Below are 18,648 nucleotides of genomic sequence, written 5' to 3'. Positions count from 1 at the left end.
AAGCTAACACCGTATCTCAGAGCGTTTCAGCTTCGACGTGAACTCTATAGAAAACCAGGCGATGAAGCTCTCAAACATGCTATCGATGCTGCGCTCTGAAAATCAACAACGTGCTTCACAAGAGCGATAGATATATGAATCTTCTATGATGCGCTCAGAATCACCTACTGCTCGATATGGAGAGAGTGTCGTGTTATAGCCGATCCAGGTAATCCCTCCGTTGTTCCATCTTCTCTTTCTCTGTGCGTTGGTCGTAGTGCATCTCGAGCACCTGCTCGGAGACGTTTGCTCAATCGCCGACTGCCTTCATCGGCCAGTCTTGCTGGAGCGAGTGCGTGATCCCACCGCGACGAAGTGCATGCGGGCTCTCGCTCGAGGGACACTCCGAGGCACGTTCGTATTCAGTCGCTGGACAGTCGTCGATGTCACGCCCATGTGGACACTCCCCAGTCGAAATGCATGGCCGCGTATATCGATAACAGTCTCCTCGAAGGGTCGTCGTATGTGCTCGGCCCTGTGACGTCGTAAGCAGCGGTTTGCGACCGTACTCGTCAACCGACGCTGGCCGGCGCTGGTCAATCCAGTCGATCAGAAGCTGACACACCTCGTCGGACAGCGCGATAAATCGTTCGCCATCTGTGCTGTTCTTGATCGGCGTATCCGTCTCAGGACGATGGACGACCTCCAAGGATTTCTCTTCGGGATCGAAATCGCCCACGTCAAGCGAGTGAATCGCCCCGACCCGCATCATCGTATGCCACATTAGTGCGATCACCACGTGGTGTCGAGACGCGTATTCGTAGCGACGGAGATACTGGAGGAGTTCTTCGGCGCGCTCCTCCTCGAGCATCTCGTCACGCACGTTATCGTCGCCGGTTAGCGTCGGCGAGCGAATCTTCACGTGGAGATCCTCCGGTGCACCGTCGATCGATTCCACCCACCTGATGAAGACGCGAATTGTGTCCATCTGGGTCTTCTCGGTCGCAGGGGAAAGGTTTCCCTCGTCGCGCCGCCAAAGACGGTATCGGTGTAACTTCCGTCCGGTCAGGTCGTTCAGGTTCGTGATTCCCTCGTTGTCGCACCACCGAATGAAATGCCCAAGGCGGGATCGGTGCGAGCGAATGGTGGCTTCAGTGACGTTGTTCTCCCTGTCGGCCAGGTACAGTTCGAGCGCGGTTTCTGGTTCGATTGATTCCAAACTCATGGCTCTCTGGGTGCGAACTCGAGGCCAGAACCACCGATTTCAGATCGCCGATTTACGCCGTTTCAGGGCCAGCAAGGGACTTCGTTCACCTCGTGACCGAGAGCCTGCAGCGCCCATGCGAAATTAACCCGTTCTCGCTCCAAACTACTTTCCTCCGTAGACACCTCGAGAGTTGCGTATTCGGACAAATTGGTCGTTTCTACTTCGCCTTCTCAATCTAATCCAAGGGGGAGGCAACCCGCGGCCCCTTCACGTCGGGCGGTTTGCTGCGCAAATACGGGGTGGTCGGCGTGAAGCCGCTCGAGGATCTGCTCGGCGAGATCGACCGGGACGAACTCGACCGACGGATCTGTTCACATCCGAAGCCTCGCACCTCTCGAGAGTTCGTCTGTCCGGAGTGTGAAGCACGCTGCACCCGCCTGCTAAACAAAGACGGCGAAGCGGGACACGCGAAAGGCTGTTCCCGGCGACTTCGACGAACGGGTTCGGTCCGCAAACCGCCGATGCTCACGGACGGGGGTGAACGCGAGTGAGTTCCCGAACCTCGGCCCTCGAGAGTCCGAAAGCGAGCGGCGACGCGCTCGAGGCGCACCTGATTCAGTCCTTCGACGCCCTCGAGTACGTCGGCGATCGGACCGCAACGTGGCATGATGCCCGAACGACGACGCTTCTCGAACCAGCCGAGAGCCTGCCGTTCTACGGAATTGTGGTCGTCGAACCGGGCGTTCCGGTCGAAATCAAAGGGTGCCAGATAGAGACGAGCAACGGGAGCGGATCGACGCGCGGACGGTTCTACGTTAAGCGCGAGGCCCATTCGCGGTTGCTCGAGGCGGGCGGGATGTACCTGTTCGTCGTCTACATTCCGCGGCCGGGGCTTCCCCAGGTGGCGAGGGCGATCGTCCCGGCGACGATCGTCGACGAGTTGCTGTCCGGTCGGTGGTACGACGTTGGCGGCCCACGGTCAGAGAACGAGGTAGCGAAACTCGCGTGGTCGCACGTGATCGATCCCGAGACGGTTGATTCGTCGGTTACGGTAGGTGATCGACCGTGACATCGTGCCCGGTTTGCGGTGCCTGGAGCGAGAAGTGCTACCGGTGTACGGAGTGCGGGGCCGATCTCGTCCGGCGGTCGGATCTCGAGAACAGTCGGGGTCGATGACCGATGTCGGACCTGACTGCCTTCGGCCTCGAGCCGCGGGACTCGCCGGAAGATGACGACGAGAATGAATTATCGGAAACGGTTTCGGAAACGTGGTCGGAGTGCGTCGACTGCGAGTACGTCGGCTACGAGGTGAAGGCCCGACTCCAGCATTCGGTACCGCTGTGTACGGCCTGCTTCGCCGAACGGGAGGGGTTACTGTGAGCGCACGGAAGTTCCTCCGGTTCCAGTGCCACGAGTTCGACGCGCACTTTCACCTCGTGCGTGAGGCGCTGAAGCCGTACTACGCGCTCACGGACGTTCGGAAAAATCACGACTGGGCGACCAACGGGAAGCCGACCGGCACCTTCGAGAGCGGCGGCGAAACGTGGCGAGTGTGTCTCGACTACGACGAACAGCCCATTCTTCCGTGGTCAGACCCATCCTACCGCCTCGAGACGGCGTACCTGTACCGGATCTACTTCGTGTGCGAAGACGTCGACACGCTCGTCCGAGCGGCTCGTCGCGTCCTCGAGCGGAACGACCTGACTCGGGCGGTTACCTTCGGTGTCGAGACATCGGTGAACGTCATCCGGAAAGGCGACGAGTAACGAATTCTGTCAGAAAACGTCTGAATCGCTATCTTCGCTTGTTCAGTCTCCCGGTGTTTCCGCTAGCAGCCGATACGATCGTACTGCTCACGAACGTTCCCCTACATCGGACTTCCTTTACTTCACACCAGTAATTATATTATTGTCCAAACCGAACATCTGAATGGAAGCCATCGCGCTCCAATAACGGTGACGCGGGGGCATGCGTACGAAATGCCCCGGGTGCTGGAAACACCCGAGACGGTGGCTTCCAAACGCTCACGTTCGGTTGCCATGCTTTCGTTACCGCTACCGAGACAAAAAGGTCTCGCACGACAGTTCAGTATCGCTACCGGGCACGGCCCGCTCCGACTCAGCGGCCGCTCCACCGCGACTCGAGACGCCGCCACACACCGATCGCGGAGCCGACGACCGAGGTGCCACCCCCGATGAACTCGAGGGACGGACCCGCCGACGCCGGGCGTACACCGCGCGACCTCGTCTGCGGCCGTTGTGGCGACTCGGTTCCGGCAGCGCGGGTGATCCACCTCTCGAGTGAGCCCTGCCCGGAACTCACCGGCCATTACGAGTCCGTCACGAAATCGTTCTGTTCCGACTGCGTCGCCGCCGTCGGCATGCTCGAGTTCACGGCCGCGGCTCGATCGCGCGTCGAATCGGAGTGAGGCGATAGAGCGAGCTATCCTCCGTTAGAGATACAGAGCCGCGAGTGCCCCTATCAGAAGCAGCGTCTGGAAGGCAGACACTGCAGCGGAGTGGTTCGAAACGAACGCCTCGAACTCCTCGTTGAACAACTGGAGGCCTGCGAGTGAGCCGTACGTGACGAGACAGATGGCCGCGACGATGCTCGTATCGACTACCGAGATGCCGATACCGATCGCGACGACGCTTACGATGAGGTTCCAGTATTCTCGAGCGTCCATTAGACAACGGTGGCTTTCTCGGTTGGTTTAATAACAGTATAGGTTCGCGAACTGGGCCTCGGGATCGCCCTCAGGTGCCGACGGTACGCCGAGTCGAGCGGTGTGAGAGAACCCGTCCGATCGCGGATGCATATAATAGCCCATGGTATCGTGGGTGAGCTTGCTTGTGAATGTCGACCCAACCCAGTTGTATGTCGTCGAACGAAATCGGAGCGAGGGCGCCGTGTCAGCACGTGATCGAATGGCGGGTGAACCAACCGGATTGTAGCGAACGCGAACGACGGAGACTCGAGGCGATCCGTGAGGAGGGGATCACGACGGAGTCCCAGGCGGACCTCCTCGCCGGTGCGTGTCGCGATAGCGGAATGCGGGACGTCTGCGAGCACGCCGAGGACTGATTCGAGTCGCCAATCTGTCTCGTGGGGATCACACCCCCGTGTCTCGGAACTCGACAGAGTGACCGATGGATATCGGCTTTCGCGTCCGTCGCTCGCGCCGTTCCCGACCGTCGACCGGCACCCGATCGGGCTCGTGCCTGCCAGTTCCCGGCCAATCTATTTGTGTTCGTTCGGTGCAATCGACGTATGAGCGAAACGACGAGCCACGACGAGGACGTCTCGCGTGAGGAGGCTGCCGATCTGCTCCAGGAACTCGCCCTCGAGTTACGCGACGGCGGGCCAGCGGAGGTTCGGGTCGGAAACAAGATGTTGACCCTGACGCCGGATTCGGTGATCGAGTACGGAATCGACGTCGAGGAGCGGTCCCCGATGCTCGGCGGAGACCGCGAGCAGATCACGGTCTCCCTCGAGTGGGACGTCAACCACGAGGAAGACCGCTAACGCCACGGGGCGTGACGACGGAACGGATCCCGATCGAGCCGCTCGGCTCAAAAGACTTAATGGCTGCATGCCGTTACGGGTAGGTAATGGCTTTTGAGGACCTGCTCGAGGATCCGGTAATCCAGAAGTACTTGCACGAGCTGGTCGGTCCCAAAGGGATGCCCGTCGCGGCAGCGCCGCCGGACGGGGAAGTGACCGACGAGGAGCTCGCGGAAGAACTCGATCTCGAGTTGAACGACGTGCGACGGGCGCTGTTTATCCTGTACGAGAACGATCTGGCCAGCTACCGTCGGCTGCGCGATGAGGATTCGGGCTGGCTCACCTACCTCTGGACGTTCGAGTACGACAACATCCCGGAGAACCTAGAAGAGGAGATGTACCGACTCACTGACGCGCTCGAACAGCGCCAGGAGTACGAACGAAATCACGAGTTTTATCTCTGTGAGATCTGTTCCATTCGCTTCGAGTTCGGTGAGGCGATGGACTTTGGCTTCGAGTGCCCCGAATGCGGCTCGCCGCTCGAGTCGATGGACAACGATCGTCTCGTCGACGCGATGGAGGGGCGACTCGCCGCACTCGAGGACGAACTCAACATCGACGCGGACGCCTAAATGGTCGTACTCGCTACCAAACTGTACGTCGACGGCGACGCTCGCGAGCGGTCGCTCGATTCGCTTCGCTCGCTGGTCACCAACGAGATCGGCGACCTCGAGGTCGAGTTCGACCTGGGGGTTCGCCACGACGAGTTCCCGTCCGTCACGATCGAGGGTGCAGACGCCACCGTGGCCCGGAACGTCCTCCGCGAGGAGTTCGGAGAGATCGTTTCCGATCTCGAGTCCGGGGAAACGTACGTCGGCACGCTCGAGTCATGGGACGACGACGGGTTCGTTCTCGATGCCGGGCAGGCGGTTCGCATTCCGACCGACGAACTCGGTCTGGGGCCGGGATCGGCCGAACAGATACGCGAACGCTTCGGACTCGTCCAGCACGTCCCACTGGCGTTCGTTTACGGCGGCGACGAACCGAACGAGGGGACGGCGACTCCGAGTCGCCTGACCGACGCCGAACGTGATCGGCTGTACGAGTGGACCCGTGGCAACGGTCGGCTCAACGTCAACTGCGCCACGCGAGCGGAGGTTCGGGCCACGCTCAACCGTGCGGGCCACGCCCAGGACTACGTCACGGTCGAACGGCTGGGACTGCTCGAACAGAGCGTCGTCTGCACCGAGGACACCGATCCGCCGGGACTGCTCGCGAGCGTCGGTGAGTACCTCCCGGCCGAACTGCGGTGTGTCGTTCCGTAACATGAACAGGCGGCTGATCCTCGCATCGATCGTGGTCGTTGTGTTCGTCGGTCTCGCAGGCTGTTCGATGATCTTCGGCGGCATCTCCGACGAGGACCTCGACCGCGAAGCGGAGTACGACGATCTGCGAGACGCCGATTCGGACGTCGTTATCGACATCGAGGACGGCAGCCTGCTCAGCAACAGCGAGTTCCGTGCGGTGTACGATCTGAACGAAACCGAAGAGGTGACCATGTACCGGTCGACGTTCTACCAGAACCAGGCGCTCGAGATCCACGGCGTCAGGTACTGGTATCCCAACGGAACCGAACTGACGGGCTCGGAACTGGACGTCGACCAGAGCCGCTCGAGTACGGTGGTCGGGGTTCCCGACGAGAACGGCACGCTCGCGGTTTCGGGGAGTAGTGGGACCAAGACGTTCCAGCTTCCGGCGTTCACCCACGGCAGCTACGAGGTCACGCTTCCGGAGGGACACAGAACGTCGAACTTCTTCCTCGGAAACGTCAACCCGAGCGGCTACGATCGTGAGGTCATCGACGACCGCGAACGACTGACCTGGGAGCACGTCGACAGCACGGTTTCGTTGCGATTCTACCAGACCAGAGATATCCCCCTCTTTTTGGGGCTCGTCGCGGTCGTGACCGTCCTCGGCGGAACCGGAATCGCCTACTACTACCGGCAGGTCAAGCGACTGGAAAAACAACGCGAGGAGCTGGGCCTCGACGTCGAAATCGAGGACGACGACGACGGCCCACCGCCCGGCCTCAAGTGACCGACCCTAGTCCTCGCTTTCGATCACGATCACCGGACGTACGGCGAGCCTGACGACCGCGTCGACGGTACTCCCTAACAGTGCCCGTCTAAACGAGGATCGACCCCGCGAACCGACGACGATCGCGCCCGCGTCACAGTCGTCGGCGTACTCGAGAATCTCTTCGTGCGGAACGCCGGATCGAACCGTCGTTTCGACCGTCACCCCCACGTCGTCGGCTGCCTTTTCGAGTTTCGAGAGCGACGAGTCTGTCCGTTCGCGCCGTCGCCGGTCGATCTCGGCCGGATCGACGATTGCGTTGTCGTACTCGATTCGAGACTCGATGACGGCGATTCCGTACAGCGGAACCTCGAGTCGGCGCGCCAGGCCGACGGCGTGGTCGGCCGCTGTGGTCGCGTCGTCGCTCCCGTCGGTCGCAACGAGGATCGAGTCGTACATACGACCACGTTCGCACCGCGTCGTCAAAGCGCTAGCCCGCGAGGGACGTCGAGTCGATCGTTTCGGAGTGGATCGAGATCGGCTCGAACCGGAGTCGCTGAAAGACGCCGCGAGTATCCGTGGTCGGAGACGCCGCGAGCAAAAGTCAGTGGCTACTAGTACGTCGACGGCCCACAGTTCGCTATGTCCGAGGAGGTTCCGGTCAACCGGTCGGATCTCGTGGCGCTGCTGATCGTCTCAGTGATCGGCGGAGTTGCGGTCGCGAGCTGGTTGCTGACGCCACGGCTTTCGCCGCAGTACCTGAACGCGGTCATGGTTTCGTCGGTTATGCTGGCGTTCTTCCTGTTCATCCCCGTCATGGGGATACGACTGTTCGTCGACGATCGTCAGAGCCGGGAGTGAACGGATCCCGTACAGCACTTCCGAGGACCGCTTGCTCCCTCCCCCGAACGATCGTGCTCTCGTCATCCGTCGGTCGTTTCCGGCATCGTCGAAAACCGGCGAACCGCCTTCATGTCCGCGCGCCTGGACGGAGACGGAGCCACCGTAGAATGTCGGCCACTTCGTCCGGATGAGCTACTACGACCACCCGCCGATCCGAACCCGAAACCGTCGTCGTCCGTTTCTCCCTCTGTAGCCGTCTTTTCGTCCTCGCTATCCGTCTCGTCTTCAGTGTCCGATTCGCTTTCGTCCTCCTCGACTCGGTTTTCGTCGTCCGCGCGTCCGTCCACCGCGGCGGCGCTCGCGCTCTCGAGTCGCTCTCGAAGCTGTGTGAGCTCGTCCTCGGCCGAGTCGATCGTCGTCGACATCGTCGACCGGAGACGGTCCTCGAGATCGGTTCCAGCGTCGGCTTCGCCGGCAGTTACGCCGTCGTCGACGGACTCCGATTTGCGGGCGCTCGTCAGGAGATCGACCGCTTGCTCCTGTGAGTCTTCGTCGGAGCGACCGCCGAGTCTCGCGAGGGAAAGGAGTCGGTTGAGGTCCTCGAGTCGGTCGGCGTCACCGCGGGCGATCGCCGCCGGGATCGTGTCGTCAGCGTCGTCGTCGGTGGAAACGGCTATTCCAACCGCCTCGAGCAGTTCGTTCGGTTCCGTCGTCGCGACGAGTTCGTCGGCCTCCCTGGCTGCGTCGCGGATCGTCGACGTCGCTTCTTCGACCGACTCGTCGCGATCGTCGTCGCTGCCGACGAGCGAAGCACCGCCAGCGTCGGCAGCGTCTAGGAGTTCGGACACGCGATCAGAGCGGTGATCTGTCATGTGATTGGTGGTCGTTTTCGTCGGTGGCTCCGCGCTGTCCGGACGTCGAGTCGAATCGGCCCCACTACGATTCGGAATCGCTCTTCTCGTCGGATTCCGCGATCGGCTCGTACTCGTCCGAAACCGCCTCGAGGATCTCGTCTATCATCTCTTCGCGACTGAGATTTGCCGGTACGTCGACGTCCTTGGCGATGGACTGGAGGTCCTCGTAGGACAGCAGTCCGAGGAAATCCTCGAGCGTTTCTCGTTTGAGATCTTCGAGGTCGTCGCCCGAAGGGGCGGATGTCGACTCCTCGTCGCCGACGTCATCGTCGCCCGCCGCTTCGTCTTCGGGGATCTCTTCGTCGTCGGTGACGGGCTCGGTGACCGACTCGAGCGCGTCGCCGGCGCTGTTGTCCCCGATCGACTCCGCGATCGCGTCACGGACGGCTTCCGCGAGAGCCGAGCGGAGCGATCCGATATCGGTATCCTCGTCCTCGAGCCCCGCTTCGAGCGCTTCGTGGATCGAGCGGCCGATCGACTCCCCCAGCTCTCGCCCGATTCGTTCCCCGGTCGATCGACCGACTGACGCGCCGACCTCGCGACCGTCGATCCCGGCTTCGATCGATCCGTCCCCGATCAGATCACCGGCATCGATCTGGTTGCCGACCTCCTCGACGACGACCCGTTTCAGTCCCGATCCGTCACCCATCGCCGTCACCTCGAGTTCGCGCGTCGCTTCCGAACCGAACCACCGGCACGGTTAGCCCTCCTCCCCCTCCTCACCGTCCTGTGCGTCAGCTTCTTGGCTTTCGTCTTCGTCCTGCGCGTCAGCTTCTTGGCTTTCGTCTTCGTCCTGCGCGTCAGCTTCTTGGCTTTCGTCCTCACCGGACTCTTCGCTCTCATCCGCCGCCGACTCGTCGTCCGCGTCGGAGTCGCCGTCAGCCGATCCGGGGTCGAACAGTTCGTCCATCAACATCTCACCGACGGTCTGTCCGATCCGCTCTCCGATCAGTCGGCCGACGGACGAACCGATCAGCCCGCCGATCGCCTGGCCGAGTGGTTCGTCCTCGTCGATCTCGTCTTCCCACTGGGTTCCCTGTACGAGTTCACCGACGTCGACGTTGTCCGAAATCCGCTCGTAGTCGAGTCCGCCCGGTAGTGATGCCGATTCCGATTCACCCTCCGTCTCCGTCGTTGATTCCTGACTCATGATCCTGCCTCCGCCTGTTGGTCCGCACCGGTTTCCGACTCGCCGTCCGATTCGTCCGCTGGCGGCTCGAGTTGGTCGATCACTCCTCGAATGATCTCACGGATGACCGTCGCGAGGAGTTCTTCGACCGGGAGCGACGGGACGAGTCCGGCCAGCCGCGATGTGATCCAGCTCGTGACGGACGAGAGCGCTCCGCCCGTCGTGTCGTCTTCGCCGTCGCTGTCGTCTTCGCTGTCACCGTCCTCGCTTCCGCCGGTGAGTCCACGAACGACGTCGCGGGGCTTCCCGAGGAGGGTTGCAGCCGTCTCCCTGAGCGTTCCGGTGATCTTGCCGAGCAACTTTTTGGGCGTTCCTAACAGCGACGTCAGCCGATCCATCATCGAAGCGGTCCCGTCCAGTAAGCCGGTGACCGCGGACAGCAGATTCCCGAGCAGGTTGTTCTCGCCGGGTCGAGCCGAAACGTCGAGCGTGACCGGGTTCAGATTGACCTCGAGCCCGAGCAGATCGAGAAACAGTCCGTCGAGATCGAGGTGCAAGACGCCGGACGCGTCGTCGCCCTCGTAGACGTCTTCGGCGTCTTCGACGTGGGAGTCGTCCATCCCGTCTTCGGCGTCGCCGGTGGACTCGCCTTCGAGATCGTCTCGTTCACTACCGTCGTCTTCAGCACCTTCGGCCGTCTCGTCCGCCGATTCGTCGTCGTCCTCTCCATCGGTATCACCGCCGTTTTCCCCCTCACTCTCGCGTTCCTGGTCGTGATTCTGTTCGTCCTCTTCGACTTGCGCCTGACCGCCATCGGTCAATAGCCGAAGCGGTCTCGCCCGGTCGGCGGCGGTCGCTCGCGTCGGCCGACACCGCGAGTGGTCGACGATTCCGACGGAATCCGAGCGGTCCTCGAACCCGTCTGTTGTCCCTTCGGTCATTATCCGGGAACACACACAGGCGATGGCGTTGTGGTAATTGGCCTTGCGTGTGCGACCGACTTTTCGACCGGTGACCGGTCGCGCCCGATCGGAAACGGGGACGTCGGTCGGAGCCGGGACGTTACTCGGACTCGACCGTCTCGAGGAATCGGTCGAATGCGCCGCTTTCGGGATGGACGTGGACGTAGGTGCCGAGCGAGTCGTACTCGGTCAGTCCGTCGTGGTCACCGTCGATGCCGTCGCCGCGGACGGTTTCGAAGGCGAACCGTGCGTCCCCGTCGATGTCGGCGCTCGAGTAGTGAAACTCGTGGCCACGAATTCGCTGGCCGCTGGCAGCGGTGAGCGTCCCAGAGAGCGCGTCGAGTTCGACGTGGTCGAGCGCCTGGTAGCGATCGCGCATGGTTACGTCGGCGGGCAGGATACCGGCCATCTCGCGTCGGTCGCCCTCGGCCGTCGTTAGCGACTGACTCATGGCCATCAGTCCGCCGCACTCCCCGAGGACCGGAAGCCCGTCGCTCGCGAGCGCACCGAGTTCGGACAGCGTCCCGGTCGACTCGAGGTCCGCCGCGTGGAGTTCCGGGTACCCCCCCGGCAGGTAGACGCCGTCGCACTCCGGGACCGGATCTCCCGCGACCGGCGAGAACGACACAATCTCGCCGCGTTCGCGAAACCGCTCGATCGTCGCGGGATACCGAAAGCAAAAGGCGGAATCGCTGGCGACGGCGACGCGGGCATCGACGCGGCCGGACTCGTCGCGGCCGTTCGTCGACGGCGTCGGCGGCTCGCTCGCGACCTCGATCAACCGCTCGGTCTCGAGCGAGTCGGCGGCCTCCCGCAACGCGTCCGCCGGAAGCGCGGCCTCCCCGCCCATCTCGAGGCCGAGGTGTCGATCGGGTATCTCGAGGTCGTCGTTCGGCGGAATGCGACCGAAGAACTCGAGGTCCGCGGGAAGCGCGTCGCGGATCCCCTGCTCGTGGCGGCCGCCGTGGGCTCGCTGGGCGACGATCCCCGCCACGTCGATCTCTCGACCGCTCGTCTCTGCGTACTCCCGAAAGCCGAGCGCCGTCGCGGCGACGCTTTCCATCCCCGCCTTGGCGTCGACGACGAGGACGACCGGGAGGTCGAGGGCCTCGGCCACCATCGCAGTGCTCGAGCCGTCGCCGTCGTACAGTCCCATGACGCCCTCGACGACGCAGACGTCGCCCTCGCCACGGTGGTAGTTACGTCGAAGCCCTTCGGTTCCCTCGAGCCACCGGTCGAGCGTCCGGGAGGGACGACCGGCGATCGCCTCGTGGTGGCTCGGATCGATAAAATCCGGACCGGCTTTTGCGGGTTGAACCGCGTAGCCGTCGTCTATCAGCGCCCGTCCGATCGCGAGCGTCGCGACGGTCTTGCCGACGCCGGAGCTGACGCCGCCGACGACGAACCCCTTCATGGACACGGCGTTAGCCTCGCGGTGGCCGTCTGGTTTCGACTTCGTCCGTTGACCCCCCACGGTCGTCCCGACGGCGCTCCGATCGACACCGGTAGTTCGAGTGTCATCCTGTCCGTGGATTCGGATCGGTGAACTTGAAACCGTCGGTGGACTGGTTCGTCCTCGTTCGATCCGTCCGATCACTCGAGCGGACAGTCAGTCTATCGGACGAACGTCACGACCGGTGAACATATCCCCACGAGTCCGTTATCACTGACCCCGACCGATGACCGACCCAACCGACCGTTTGACCGAACACCATCTGAGAGAGGCGCTTCGGCACCTCGAGGCCGCTCGAGAGGGCGACCTCCGAAAGACGAACGCCGTCGCCATCGACGAGGTCTCGAACACCGTTGCCGCCGTGTTTCGCGAGTACGAATACGACGAGTAGGCTCCGGACACCCCGGTCTATTTTCGTGTCGGAACCGATCGATACCGTATGGAACTGCTCGACGACAGCATCGTTCCGGAGCACGCCCACGACCTCAAAGCGCGGGCTCACGAGTTCGCTCGAGAGTGGATCGAACCGCACGCACAGGAACACTTTCGATCGGGGGAGTATCCCCACGAGATACTCGAGGCGGGCCAGGATGCAGGTCTGGTCGCGGGGGATATCCCCGAGAAATGGGGCGGAAACGGCTTCGGTCTTCCGGAGTTGCTCGCGATCACCGAGGAGTTCTACCGGGCGGATGCGGGTATCGGCCTGACGCTCCAACTCGCGAGCTTCGGCTGTGAGATCACTTACGAGTACGGCTCAGACGAGCAATGCGAGGAGTACATCCGGCCGGTCGCGGCGGGCGAGCAGCTTTCGGGGCTCGCCGTCTCGGAACCGGAGACGGGAAGCGACCTGGCGGGCATGGAGACGACGGCGGAGAAAGACGGGGACGAGTACGTTCTCAACGGTGAGAAGTACTGGATCGGAAACGGCGTCGAGGCCGACTGGGTGACCCTCTACGCCCGAACCGGAGACGACGAGAACAACCGCTACGGCAATCACTCGATGTTCATCGTCCCGACCGACACCGACGGCTACGAGGCCGAACACATCCCGGAGAAGATGGCGATGCGCGCCTCGAAGCAGGCCCACATCACGCTCGAGGACTGCCGAGTTCCCGAGGAGAACCTGATCGGAACCGAGGGAGCAGGGTTCTGGATGCTGGCGGAGTTTTTCAATCACGGTCGCGTCATCGTGGCTGGCCACGGCCTCGGCCTGGCCGCAGCCGCGATCGAGGAGGCCTGGGAGTTTACCCACGACCGCGAGGAGTTCGGTCGAACGATCAACCAGTTTCAGGCCGTCCAGCACGGACTCGCGGACATGCTGATCGACTTCGAGGGCGCTCGAGCGCTCACCTGGCGCGCCTGTGAGAAGGTAGACCGAGGCGAGAGCGCCGGTTACTGGGCGGCGATGGCCAAAACGGGCGCGACCGAGACGGCGGTCTCCGTCTCCGAACAGGGCATGCAGTTTCACGGCGGACGGTCGATTCTCGACGAACGACGGATCGCCCGCGTCTATCGCGACGCTCGGGTTCCGGTGATCTACGAGGGTGCAAACGAGGTCCAGCGCAACCTCGTCTATCGACAGGCCCCCTGATTCGACGGATCCTACGCGTTCCCGCGATTCCAGGTGGCTCTTCACGGGTAGATACGGCCAGGCCGAAGCGGTCGACCGGGCCCACCGTTTCCGTGGTTCGTTCTCGTCCACTGTTTTCCTCCGCTGGCTGGTCGGCTGCCGAAAGAACAATCCGTCCAGACTGAAATGGATAGTTAAATAACACGAATCGGACAATGACTGAGTACTGGAGGTACCTCTCCCGATGAGCCGTCCCAGAATTCTGTGTGTGAGTTTCGATCGATCGATCCGGGCGTCGATCACGCTTTCGCTCACCGACGCGCCGGTCGACGTCGTGATCGCCCACCGCCCGTCGGACGCGATCACGCGCCTCGAGGAGGAGGCCGGAACGGAAACGAGCGGGAATCGATCGATCGACTGCGTCCTCATAGACGGAACCACGGTCGAGTCGGTTCCTGCGATCGTCGAAGCTGTCGAATCGGAAACGCCTGGAATCCCGGTCTTTGTCTACTGGGAAACACCCGATGGAGGCGGGGCCAGTTCCGACGCCGTGCTGACCGAGGCGGTTTCGCCAATCGACGGCGCGGACGCCTCGCCGCGACTCGTCGACGTTCTCACGGCTCGAATCGAATCGCGTCGGACGTCCGGGCCGGATCGACACGAACACGGTATCGACGGCGAGCCCGACGGGCCGCCCCCCGTCTCCGAGTCACCCGAATCGGCCCTGCGTCCCGCGATCGGATCAGAGCGATCGGACGACGATCTCGAGGACGTCGTCGATTCGGTTCGACGCCAGCTGGTCGACGTTCGATCTCCGCTCACGGTCGAACGCGTTCTGCGGGAGTCGCTCACCGAGCTCGATCGGTTTCCGTTCGTCTGGATCGGAGAGTACGACCGCGGTGAGCACGAGATCGTTCCCTGGCTGGCCGGTTCGGACGACCGAGAGTGGCCGCTCCGGCGGACGTTCGCGATCGGAGACGACGTCCATCCGCTGTTGGAGCGGGTAATACGCAGCCGTACACTTCAGGTCAGCCAGCCGATCGCACACGATCCCGGCGAGGTACCGTTCGGAGGACGTGGCACAGAACAGGGGATCCACGCCGTCGCGGCCACGCCACTGGCGACAAACGACGAGCTGTACGCCGTACTCGTCGTCTACTCGGTCGATCCAATCACGGATGCCGAACGGGAAGCGATCAGGTCGGTTGGCCGGACGGCGTCGTCCGTCCTCGATACCATCGCGGTTCACGGTCGGCTCGAGCAGCGCGAACGGGCGCTCCAGCGCTACGAACAGCTCGTCGAGACCGCGGGCGACGGTATGTACGTCTTCGACGATCAGGGTCACATCATGACGGTCAACGACGCACTCGTCGGGATGACCGGCTACAGCCGCGAGGGACTGCTCGGTGAACACGCGTCGATTCTGATCGACGACGCGAGCGTCGACGCCGGCCTGTCGACGATCCGATCCCTGCTCGAAAACGAGGACGGAAAGACGACCGAGACGGTCGAACTCACACTCGAGACGAAAGACGGAGCGACGATCCCCTGTGAGGCCCAGCTCGCGATAATCGTTCGAGACGAGACGTTTCTGGGGTCGGTCGGCGTCGTCCGAGACGTCACCGAACGAAAGCGAAGAGAGCGCGAACTCAGGGAGCGAAACGAGCGCCTCGACGCGTTCGCCCGGATCGTCAGCCACGACCTGCGAAATCCGCTCAGCGTCTCTCAGGGGTACGTCGACATCATCGACGAGACGGAGTCGACGGAGTACGTCGAACACGTCCGAAGCGGGCTCGACCGGATGGAGTCGATCATCGAGGACGTACTCGCCATCGCCCGAGACGGGGAGTGGGCCGCAGAGACCGATCCCGTCGATCTCGACGCGGTCGCACGGGAGGCATGGGACAACGTCTCCACCGAGCAAGCGACGCTTTCGATCGCAGAGACGGACACCGTCGAAGCCGATCGATCACGGCTCCTTCGATTGCTCGAGAACCTCTTTCGGAACGCGACCGAACACGCAACGCCCGGTAGCGGTCCCGAACCGACGCTCGACGTCCGGGTCGGATCGCTCGAGACGGGCGACAAGCGGTCTCGCGGCTTTTTCGTCGAGGACGACGGCAGCGGGATTCCGACGGAGGTTCGAGAGACGCTTTTCGATCCGTCGGTCTCGTCGTCGCCGGACGGCCTCGGGATCGGACTCTGGATCGTCAGAGAAGTCGCAACTGGCCACGGATGGTCGGTCGCCGCTCGTGAAAGCGAAAACGGTGGGGCGCGCTTCGAGTTTCGATTCGACCGGGACTAGTTCTCGGATTCCAGATCCTGGAACGCGCCGACGAAATCGTCGTGAGAGGAAAGCCCCGAAACGCTCTCGTCGACGCGCGCTTCGAGCTCTTCGATTCGTCCGCGAAGATCCTGGTATTCCTCGTTGGCCGTGAGCTCGCGTTCTGCCTTTTCGGACTCGAGCAGCGCCTTCTTCGAGACGAGCGCGTAGTACTCGAGGATGTCCGACTCGTACTCCGAACGGTCGGTGACTTCTTCGACGATCTCGAGGAGCTCGTCCTTCGAGACCGGCTTGACCAGGTAGTCGTCGAACCCCATCTCGATGATGTCGAAGTCGGGATCGACGGCGGTCACCATAACGACCCGGCTGTTGTAGCCTTCGTCTCGAATCGCTTTGAGGACATCGTCGCCCGAGAGTCCCGGCATGCGCCGATCCAACAGGACGACCTCGACGGTGTCGGACATCTTCTCGAGCGCTTCTTCACCGTCGTATGCGGTATCGACGCTCCACTCTCCCTCGAGCCAAGTCGCAAATAGATCCGCGAGACGGGCCTCGTCGTCGACGACGAGTACGCGTAGCTCGTCACTCATCAGATTCCCCCTCCGTTCTCTTCATCGTTGCAGCCACGGCTCACCAATGGTACCTCTGGGTGATAAATCTCGCGACCAGTTATCAATCCTGATATGATTATTTTCCTTCGAACGTCGGCTCTCCGTCGCCCATGAACGCGGTTATTCCTTCCATCAAATCGTCAGTTGCCATCAGATGACCGAACGCGGACGCCTCGTACTCGAGTCCGGCGTCGACGTCGTCGCGGCCGGCGGCCATCGCGCGCTTGGTGAACGTGTGGGCGATCGGCGGTCCGGCTGCAAGTTCCGAAGCGAGTTCGAACGCCCGCTCCGAGAGTTCGTCGTCGTCGACGACCTCGTTGACGAAGCCGTACGATTCCATCGTTTCGGCGTCGTAGCGTTCGGCGGTGAGGATGATCTCTTTGGCTCGTCCCTCCCCGACGATGTGTCGCAACCGTTGCGTCCCTCCCCAGCCGGGAATCAAGCCGAGATTGAGTTCGGGCTGTCCGAACTCCGATCGCTCGCTCGCGATCCGAATGTCAGCACAGGTCGCAAGCTCCATGCCGCCGCCGAGACAGTAGCCGTCGATGCCGGCGACGACGGGCATCGAACTGGACTCGAGCGTGCCGAACGTCGACTGCCCTCGCCGTGAGAGCTCCTGTGCCTCGAGCGGGTCTCCCCCGCTGCCGGCCATGCTCTGGACGTCCGCACCGGCGGAGAACGCCTTCTCGCCGGCTCCGGTGAGGAGGACGGCACGGACGTCGTCGTCGTCCTCGAGCAGTTCGATCGCCGTCGAAAGCTCGTCGAGGACCTCGTTGCTGATGGTGTTCATTCGGTGTTGTCGGTCGATAGCGATGTGACCGACCATCTCGCCCGGATACTCGACGCGGATCGCCTCGAAACTGACCGCATCGGAGTCGCCACCGGCGTCGACGAAGCCGCCCTCGGCCGCGCGTTCCGCGAGGTAGTCGGCGGGTTCGTAGCGTCCGTGACCGGTGTCCTCGTACGCGTCTTCGAGCGCCGAGTGGAGGCGCTCGAGTCCGTACTCGTCGACGAGTTTCACCGGTCCGTCCGGAAAGCCGGCGCCGAGCTTGACGGCCTCGTCGATGGACTCCGGCGGGGCAACGTCGCCGCCGATGAGTTTTGCCGCCTCGTTCGCCATCGTCGCGAGCAGGCGCGTTTCGACGAGGTCGGAGTGTTCGTCCGTCGGAATCTGGACGCCGTCGCCGTTCTCGTAGTCGTAGAAGCCCGCGCCCGTTTTCTTGCCGAGCTCTTCGTTCTCGACTTTCTCCTCGAGTAGCGGCGCTGGCTCGTAGGCGTCACCGAGAACATCGTGCATGTACTCGAGGACGTGGTAGCTGATGTCGTTGCCGACCTGATCCCCGAGTTCGAACGTGCCCATCGGCAGCCCCAGCTCGTATTTCGTGGTCGAATCGACTTCTGCGATGGTCGCCTCACCGTCGCTGACGAGCCAGCTCGCTTCGTTCATCAGCGGGACGAGAATACGGTTGACGATGAATCCCGGCGAATCCCTGTGAACGCGAACGGGCGTCTTTCCGAACTCCTCGGCGAGCTCTTCGACGACATCGAGCGTTTCCTCGGCCGTCTCCGCTCCCGAGATGACCTCGACGAGTTGCATCCGGACGGGCGGATTGAAAAAGTGCATTCCACAGAATCGCTCGGGGCGGTCGGTGAACTCCGCGAGGTCCGTAATCGAGAGGCTGGACGTGTTCGTCACGAAGAGCGCGTCGTCCCCAGCACACGCCTCGAGTTCGCGATAGACCTCCTCTTTGATCTCCATCTGCTCCGGCACGGCCTCGATGACGACGTCGGCGTCGGCGACGGCCGCCTCCATGTCCACGAGCGGCGTAACCCGTTCGAGAGCAGCGTCGGCGTCCTCCCGTGAGAGTCGGTCCTTTTCGGCAAGTTTGTTCAGCGACCACTCGATCTGGTCGTAGCCGTCTTCGACGAACTCCGCTTTGATATCGCGCATGTTCACGTCGTAGCCAGCCATGGCAGCGACCTCCGTGATACCGTGGCCCATATTGCCCGCTCCGAGAACTGCGATGGTGTTGATCTCTTCCAGATCCATGTGTGAACATGCAATTTGCTCCCGTTTGAACGTTTCCCTATCCAGTAAAGAAAACTACAATTTAGT

The 18,648-nt window shown here is 62.6% G+C and carries 23 protein-coding genes and 2 pseudogenes; 15 read left to right on the top strand and 10 right to left on the bottom strand.

The features are described 5' to 3' along the window. A pseudogene (locus EA462_RS10155) lies at positions 1 to 99 on the top strand (IS1595 family transposase); the annotation flags it as partial. Positions 100 to 193: 94 nt separating this feature from the next. Here the strand turns inward: EA462_RS10155 and EA462_RS10150 are convergent. Further along, positions 194 to 1,204: pseudogene (locus EA462_RS10150) on the bottom strand (tyrosine-type recombinase/integrase). A gap of 290 nt (positions 1,205 to 1,494) precedes the next feature. Here EA462_RS10150 and EA462_RS10145 point away from each other — a divergent pair. From EA462_RS10145 to EA462_RS10125, 5 genes are all read left to right on the top strand, one after another. After that, positions 1,495 to 1,737: a hypothetical protein gene (locus tag EA462_RS10145; protein WP_124178450.1), complete on the top strand. Its 243-nt coding sequence runs from the start codon at positions 1,495 to 1,497 to the stop codon at positions 1,735 to 1,737. Next, positions 1,734 to 2,255, top strand: coding sequence for a hypothetical protein (locus EA462_RS10140; protein WP_124178449.1), 522 nt, complete (start codon positions 1,734 to 1,736; stop codon positions 2,253 to 2,255). The genes EA462_RS10145 and EA462_RS10140 overlap by 4 nt, the downstream gene beginning before the upstream one ends. A gap of 110 nt (positions 2,256 to 2,365) precedes the next feature. Then, complete coding sequence (locus tag EA462_RS10135; protein ID WP_124178448.1) at positions 2,366 to 2,566, top strand: hypothetical protein; 201 nt, start codon at positions 2,366 to 2,368, stop codon at positions 2,564 to 2,566. After that, positions 2,563 to 2,952 carry a DUF7845 domain-containing protein gene (locus tag EA462_RS10130; RefSeq protein ID WP_124178447.1) on the top strand — a complete coding sequence of 130 codons (390 nt, stop codon included), beginning with the start codon at positions 2,563 to 2,565 and terminating at the stop codon, positions 2,950 to 2,952. Before EA462_RS10135 ends, EA462_RS10130 begins: the two co-directional genes overlap by 4 nt. Positions 2,953 to 3,380: 428 nt before the next feature. Then, positions 3,381 to 3,614: a hypothetical protein gene (locus EA462_RS10125; RefSeq protein WP_124178446.1), complete on the top strand. Its 234-nt coding sequence runs from the start codon at positions 3,381 to 3,383 to the stop codon at positions 3,612 to 3,614. A gap of 24 nt (positions 3,615 to 3,638) precedes the next feature. Here EA462_RS10125 and EA462_RS10120 read toward each other — a convergent pair whose 3' ends face one another. Continuing rightward, positions 3,639 to 3,872: a hypothetical protein gene (locus tag EA462_RS10120; protein ID WP_124178445.1), complete on the bottom strand. Its 234-nt coding sequence runs from the start codon at positions 3,870 to 3,872 to the stop codon at positions 3,639 to 3,641. 191 nt (positions 3,873 to 4,063) lie between these two features. Here EA462_RS10120 and EA462_RS10115 point away from each other — a divergent pair, with 191 nt between their 5' ends. The 5 genes from EA462_RS10115 to EA462_RS10095 all read left to right on the top strand — a co-directional run bounded on the left by EA462_RS10115 (position 4,064) and on the right by EA462_RS10095 (position 6,787). Next, positions 4,064 to 4,270 (top strand): hypothetical protein, encoded by a 207-nt coding sequence (locus tag EA462_RS10115; RefSeq protein WP_124178444.1) that lies wholly within the window; start codon positions 4,064 to 4,066, stop codon positions 4,268 to 4,270. Between the two features lie 186 nt (positions 4,271 to 4,456). Continuing rightward, positions 4,457 to 4,711, top strand: a complete 255-nt coding sequence (locus EA462_RS10110; protein WP_124178443.1) for an amphi-Trp domain-containing protein — start codon at positions 4,457 to 4,459, stop codon at positions 4,709 to 4,711. A gap of 86 nt (positions 4,712 to 4,797) precedes the next feature. After that, positions 4,798 to 5,322: a transcription factor E gene (tfe, locus tag EA462_RS10105; RefSeq protein WP_124178442.1), complete on the top strand. Its 525-nt coding sequence runs from the start codon at positions 4,798 to 4,800 to the stop codon at positions 5,320 to 5,322. Next, positions 5,323 to 6,015 (top strand): DUF2110 family protein, encoded by a 693-nt coding sequence (locus EA462_RS10100; RefSeq protein ID WP_124178441.1) that lies wholly within the window; start codon positions 5,323 to 5,325, stop codon positions 6,013 to 6,015. It begins immediately after the preceding gene. 1 nt (position 6,016) lies between these two features. Continuing rightward, positions 6,017 to 6,787 carry a DUF5803 family protein gene (locus tag EA462_RS10095; protein ID WP_124178440.1) on the top strand — a complete coding sequence of 257 codons (771 nt, stop codon included), beginning with the start codon at positions 6,017 to 6,019 and terminating at the stop codon, positions 6,785 to 6,787. 6 nt (positions 6,788 to 6,793) lie between these two features. Here the strand turns inward: EA462_RS10095 and EA462_RS10090 are convergent, their stop codons facing one another. Next, entirely contained in the window at positions 6,794 to 7,225 is a 432-nt protein-coding gene (locus tag EA462_RS10090; protein WP_124178439.1) for a universal stress protein, read from the bottom strand. Positions 7,226 to 7,408: 183 nt separating this feature from the next. On the opposite strand from EA462_RS10090, the gene EA462_RS10085 reads away from it, so the two are divergent. Next, positions 7,409 to 7,627 carry a hypothetical protein gene (locus tag EA462_RS10085; RefSeq protein ID WP_124178438.1) on the top strand — a complete coding sequence of 73 codons (219 nt, stop codon included), beginning with the start codon at positions 7,409 to 7,411 and terminating at the stop codon, positions 7,625 to 7,627. Between the two features lie 62 nt (positions 7,628 to 7,689). Here the strand turns inward: EA462_RS10085 and EA462_RS10080 are convergent, their stop codons facing one another. The 5 genes from EA462_RS10080 to EA462_RS10060 form a co-directional block, all read right to left on the bottom strand. Next, a complete protein-coding gene (locus EA462_RS10080; protein ID WP_124178437.1) occupies positions 7,690 to 8,457 on the bottom strand; it encodes a hypothetical protein in 768 nt (255 codons plus the stop codon). 88 nt (positions 8,458 to 8,545) lie between these two features. After that, complete coding sequence (locus EA462_RS10075; protein ID WP_124178436.1) at positions 8,546 to 9,172, bottom strand: hypothetical protein; 627 nt, start codon at positions 9,170 to 9,172, stop codon at positions 8,546 to 8,548. Between the two features lie 51 nt (positions 9,173 to 9,223). Then, the gene (locus EA462_RS10070; RefSeq protein WP_124178435.1) at positions 9,224 to 9,673 is read right to left on the bottom strand and encodes a hypothetical protein; all 450 of its coding nucleotides are present in this window, start codon (positions 9,671 to 9,673) and stop codon (positions 9,224 to 9,226) included. Next, on the bottom strand, positions 9,670 to 10,593 hold the full coding sequence (locus tag EA462_RS10065) for a hypothetical protein (protein WP_124178434.1): 924 nt from the start codon (positions 10,591 to 10,593) through the stop codon (positions 9,670 to 9,672). Before EA462_RS10065 ends, EA462_RS10070 begins: the two co-directional genes overlap by 4 nt. Before the next feature lie 121 nt (positions 10,594 to 10,714). Further along, positions 10,715 to 12,028 carry a cobyrinic acid a,c-diamide synthase gene (locus tag EA462_RS10060; protein WP_124178433.1) on the bottom strand — a complete coding sequence of 438 codons (1,314 nt, stop codon included), beginning with the start codon at positions 12,026 to 12,028 and terminating at the stop codon, positions 10,715 to 10,717. A gap of 265 nt (positions 12,029 to 12,293) precedes the next feature. Between EA462_RS10060 and EA462_RS17280 the strand changes: the two genes are divergently transcribed. The 3 genes from EA462_RS17280 to EA462_RS10050 all read left to right on the top strand — a co-directional run bounded on the left by EA462_RS17280 (position 12,294) and on the right by EA462_RS10050 (position 15,942). Then, the gene (locus EA462_RS17280; protein WP_165872040.1) at positions 12,294 to 12,458 is read left to right on the top strand and encodes a hypothetical protein; all 165 of its coding nucleotides are present in this window, start codon (positions 12,294 to 12,296) and stop codon (positions 12,456 to 12,458) included. A gap of 48 nt (positions 12,459 to 12,506) precedes the next feature. Further along, the gene (locus EA462_RS10055) at positions 12,507 to 13,658 is read left to right on the top strand and encodes an acyl-CoA dehydrogenase family protein (protein ID WP_124178432.1); all 1,152 of its coding nucleotides are present in this window, start codon (positions 12,507 to 12,509) and stop codon (positions 13,656 to 13,658) included. Between the two features lie 223 nt (positions 13,659 to 13,881). Next, positions 13,882 to 15,942: a PAS domain S-box protein gene (locus tag EA462_RS10050; RefSeq protein WP_124178431.1), complete on the top strand. Its 2,061-nt coding sequence runs from the start codon at positions 13,882 to 13,884 to the stop codon at positions 15,940 to 15,942. On the opposite strand, the gene EA462_RS10045 is transcribed toward EA462_RS10050, so the two are convergent. Together EA462_RS10045 and EA462_RS10040 are read right to left on the bottom strand one after the other, a co-directional pair. Further along, positions 15,939 to 16,511 carry a response regulator transcription factor gene (locus tag EA462_RS10045; RefSeq protein WP_124178430.1) on the bottom strand — a complete coding sequence of 191 codons (573 nt, stop codon included), beginning with the start codon at positions 16,509 to 16,511 and terminating at the stop codon, positions 15,939 to 15,941. The two genes, EA462_RS10050 and EA462_RS10045, sit on opposite strands and share 4 nt — an antisense overlap. A 97-nt stretch (positions 16,512 to 16,608) precedes the next feature. Beyond that, positions 16,609 to 18,582, bottom strand: a complete 1,974-nt coding sequence (locus EA462_RS10040) for a 3-hydroxyacyl-CoA dehydrogenase/enoyl-CoA hydratase family protein (RefSeq protein WP_124178429.1) — start codon at positions 18,580 to 18,582, stop codon at positions 16,609 to 16,611. Positions 18,583 to 18,648: the final 66 nt, after the last annotated feature.

The organism is Natrarchaeobius halalkaliphilus, from assembly GCF_003841485.1.
In the GTDB taxonomy this organism is placed as follows: domain Archaea; phylum Halobacteriota; class Halobacteria; order Halobacteriales; family Natrialbaceae; genus Natrarchaeobius; species Natrarchaeobius halalkaliphilus.
The sequence above is the reverse complement of the archived record's forward strand: the minus strand, read 5'-3'. Positions and strand labels throughout refer to the sequence as shown.

Bases quoted from the DNA above. Each gene is read 5' to 3' on its own strand.
- EA462_RS10055 (WP_124178432.1), top strand. From the start codon at position 12,507: ATGGAACTGCTCGACGACAGCATCGTTCCGGAGCACGCCCACGACCTC.
- tfe (WP_124178442.1), top strand. From the start codon at position 4,798: ATGGCTTTTGAGGACCTGCTCGAGGATCCGGTAATCCAGAAGTACTTG.
- EA462_RS10045 (WP_124178430.1), bottom strand. From the start codon at position 16,511: ATGAGTGACGAGCTACGCGTACTCGTCGTCGACGACGAGGCCCGTCTC.
- EA462_RS10065 (WP_124178434.1), bottom strand. From the start codon at position 10,593: ATGACCGAAGGGACAACAGACGGGTTCGAGGACCGCTCGGATTCCGTC.
- EA462_RS10040 (WP_124178429.1), bottom strand. From the start codon at position 18,582: ATGGATCTGGAAGAGATCAACACCATCGCAGTTCTCGGAGCGGGCAAT.
- EA462_RS10090 (WP_124178439.1), bottom strand. From the start codon at position 7,225: ATGTACGACTCGATCCTCGTTGCGACCGACGGGAGCGACGACGCGACC.
- EA462_RS10115 (WP_124178444.1), top strand. From the start codon at position 4,064: ATGTCGTCGAACGAAATCGGAGCGAGGGCGCCGTGTCAGCACGTGATC.
- EA462_RS10075 (WP_124178436.1), bottom strand. From the start codon at position 9,172: ATGGGTGACGGATCGGGACTGAAACGGGTCGTCGTCGAGGAGGTCGGC.
- EA462_RS10095 (WP_124178440.1), top strand. From the start codon at position 6,017: ATGAACAGGCGGCTGATCCTCGCATCGATCGTGGTCGTTGTGTTCGTC.
- EA462_RS10060 (WP_124178433.1), bottom strand. From the start codon at position 12,028: ATGAAGGGGTTCGTCGTCGGCGGCGTCAGCTCCGGCGTCGGCAAGACC.
- EA462_RS10125 (WP_124178446.1), top strand. From the start codon at position 3,381: ATGAACTCGAGGGACGGACCCGCCGACGCCGGGCGTACACCGCGCGAC.
- EA462_RS10135 (WP_124178448.1), top strand. From the start codon at position 2,366: ATGTCGGACCTGACTGCCTTCGGCCTCGAGCCGCGGGACTCGCCGGAA.
- EA462_RS10050 (WP_124178431.1), top strand. From the start codon at position 13,882: ATGAGCCGTCCCAGAATTCTGTGTGTGAGTTTCGATCGATCGATCCGG.
- EA462_RS10110 (WP_124178443.1), top strand. From the start codon at position 4,457: ATGAGCGAAACGACGAGCCACGACGAGGACGTCTCGCGTGAGGAGGCT.
- EA462_RS10120 (WP_124178445.1), bottom strand. From the start codon at position 3,872: ATGGACGCTCGAGAATACTGGAACCTCATCGTAAGCGTCGTCGCGATC.
- EA462_RS17280 (WP_165872040.1), top strand. From the start codon at position 12,294: ATGACCGACCCAACCGACCGTTTGACCGAACACCATCTGAGAGAGGCG.
- EA462_RS10085 (WP_124178438.1), top strand. From the start codon at position 7,409: ATGTCCGAGGAGGTTCCGGTCAACCGGTCGGATCTCGTGGCGCTGCTG.
- EA462_RS10070 (WP_124178435.1), bottom strand. From the start codon at position 9,673: ATGAGTCAGGAATCAACGACGGAGACGGAGGGTGAATCGGAATCGGCA.
- EA462_RS10100 (WP_124178441.1), top strand. From the start codon at position 5,323: ATGGTCGTACTCGCTACCAAACTGTACGTCGACGGCGACGCTCGCGAG.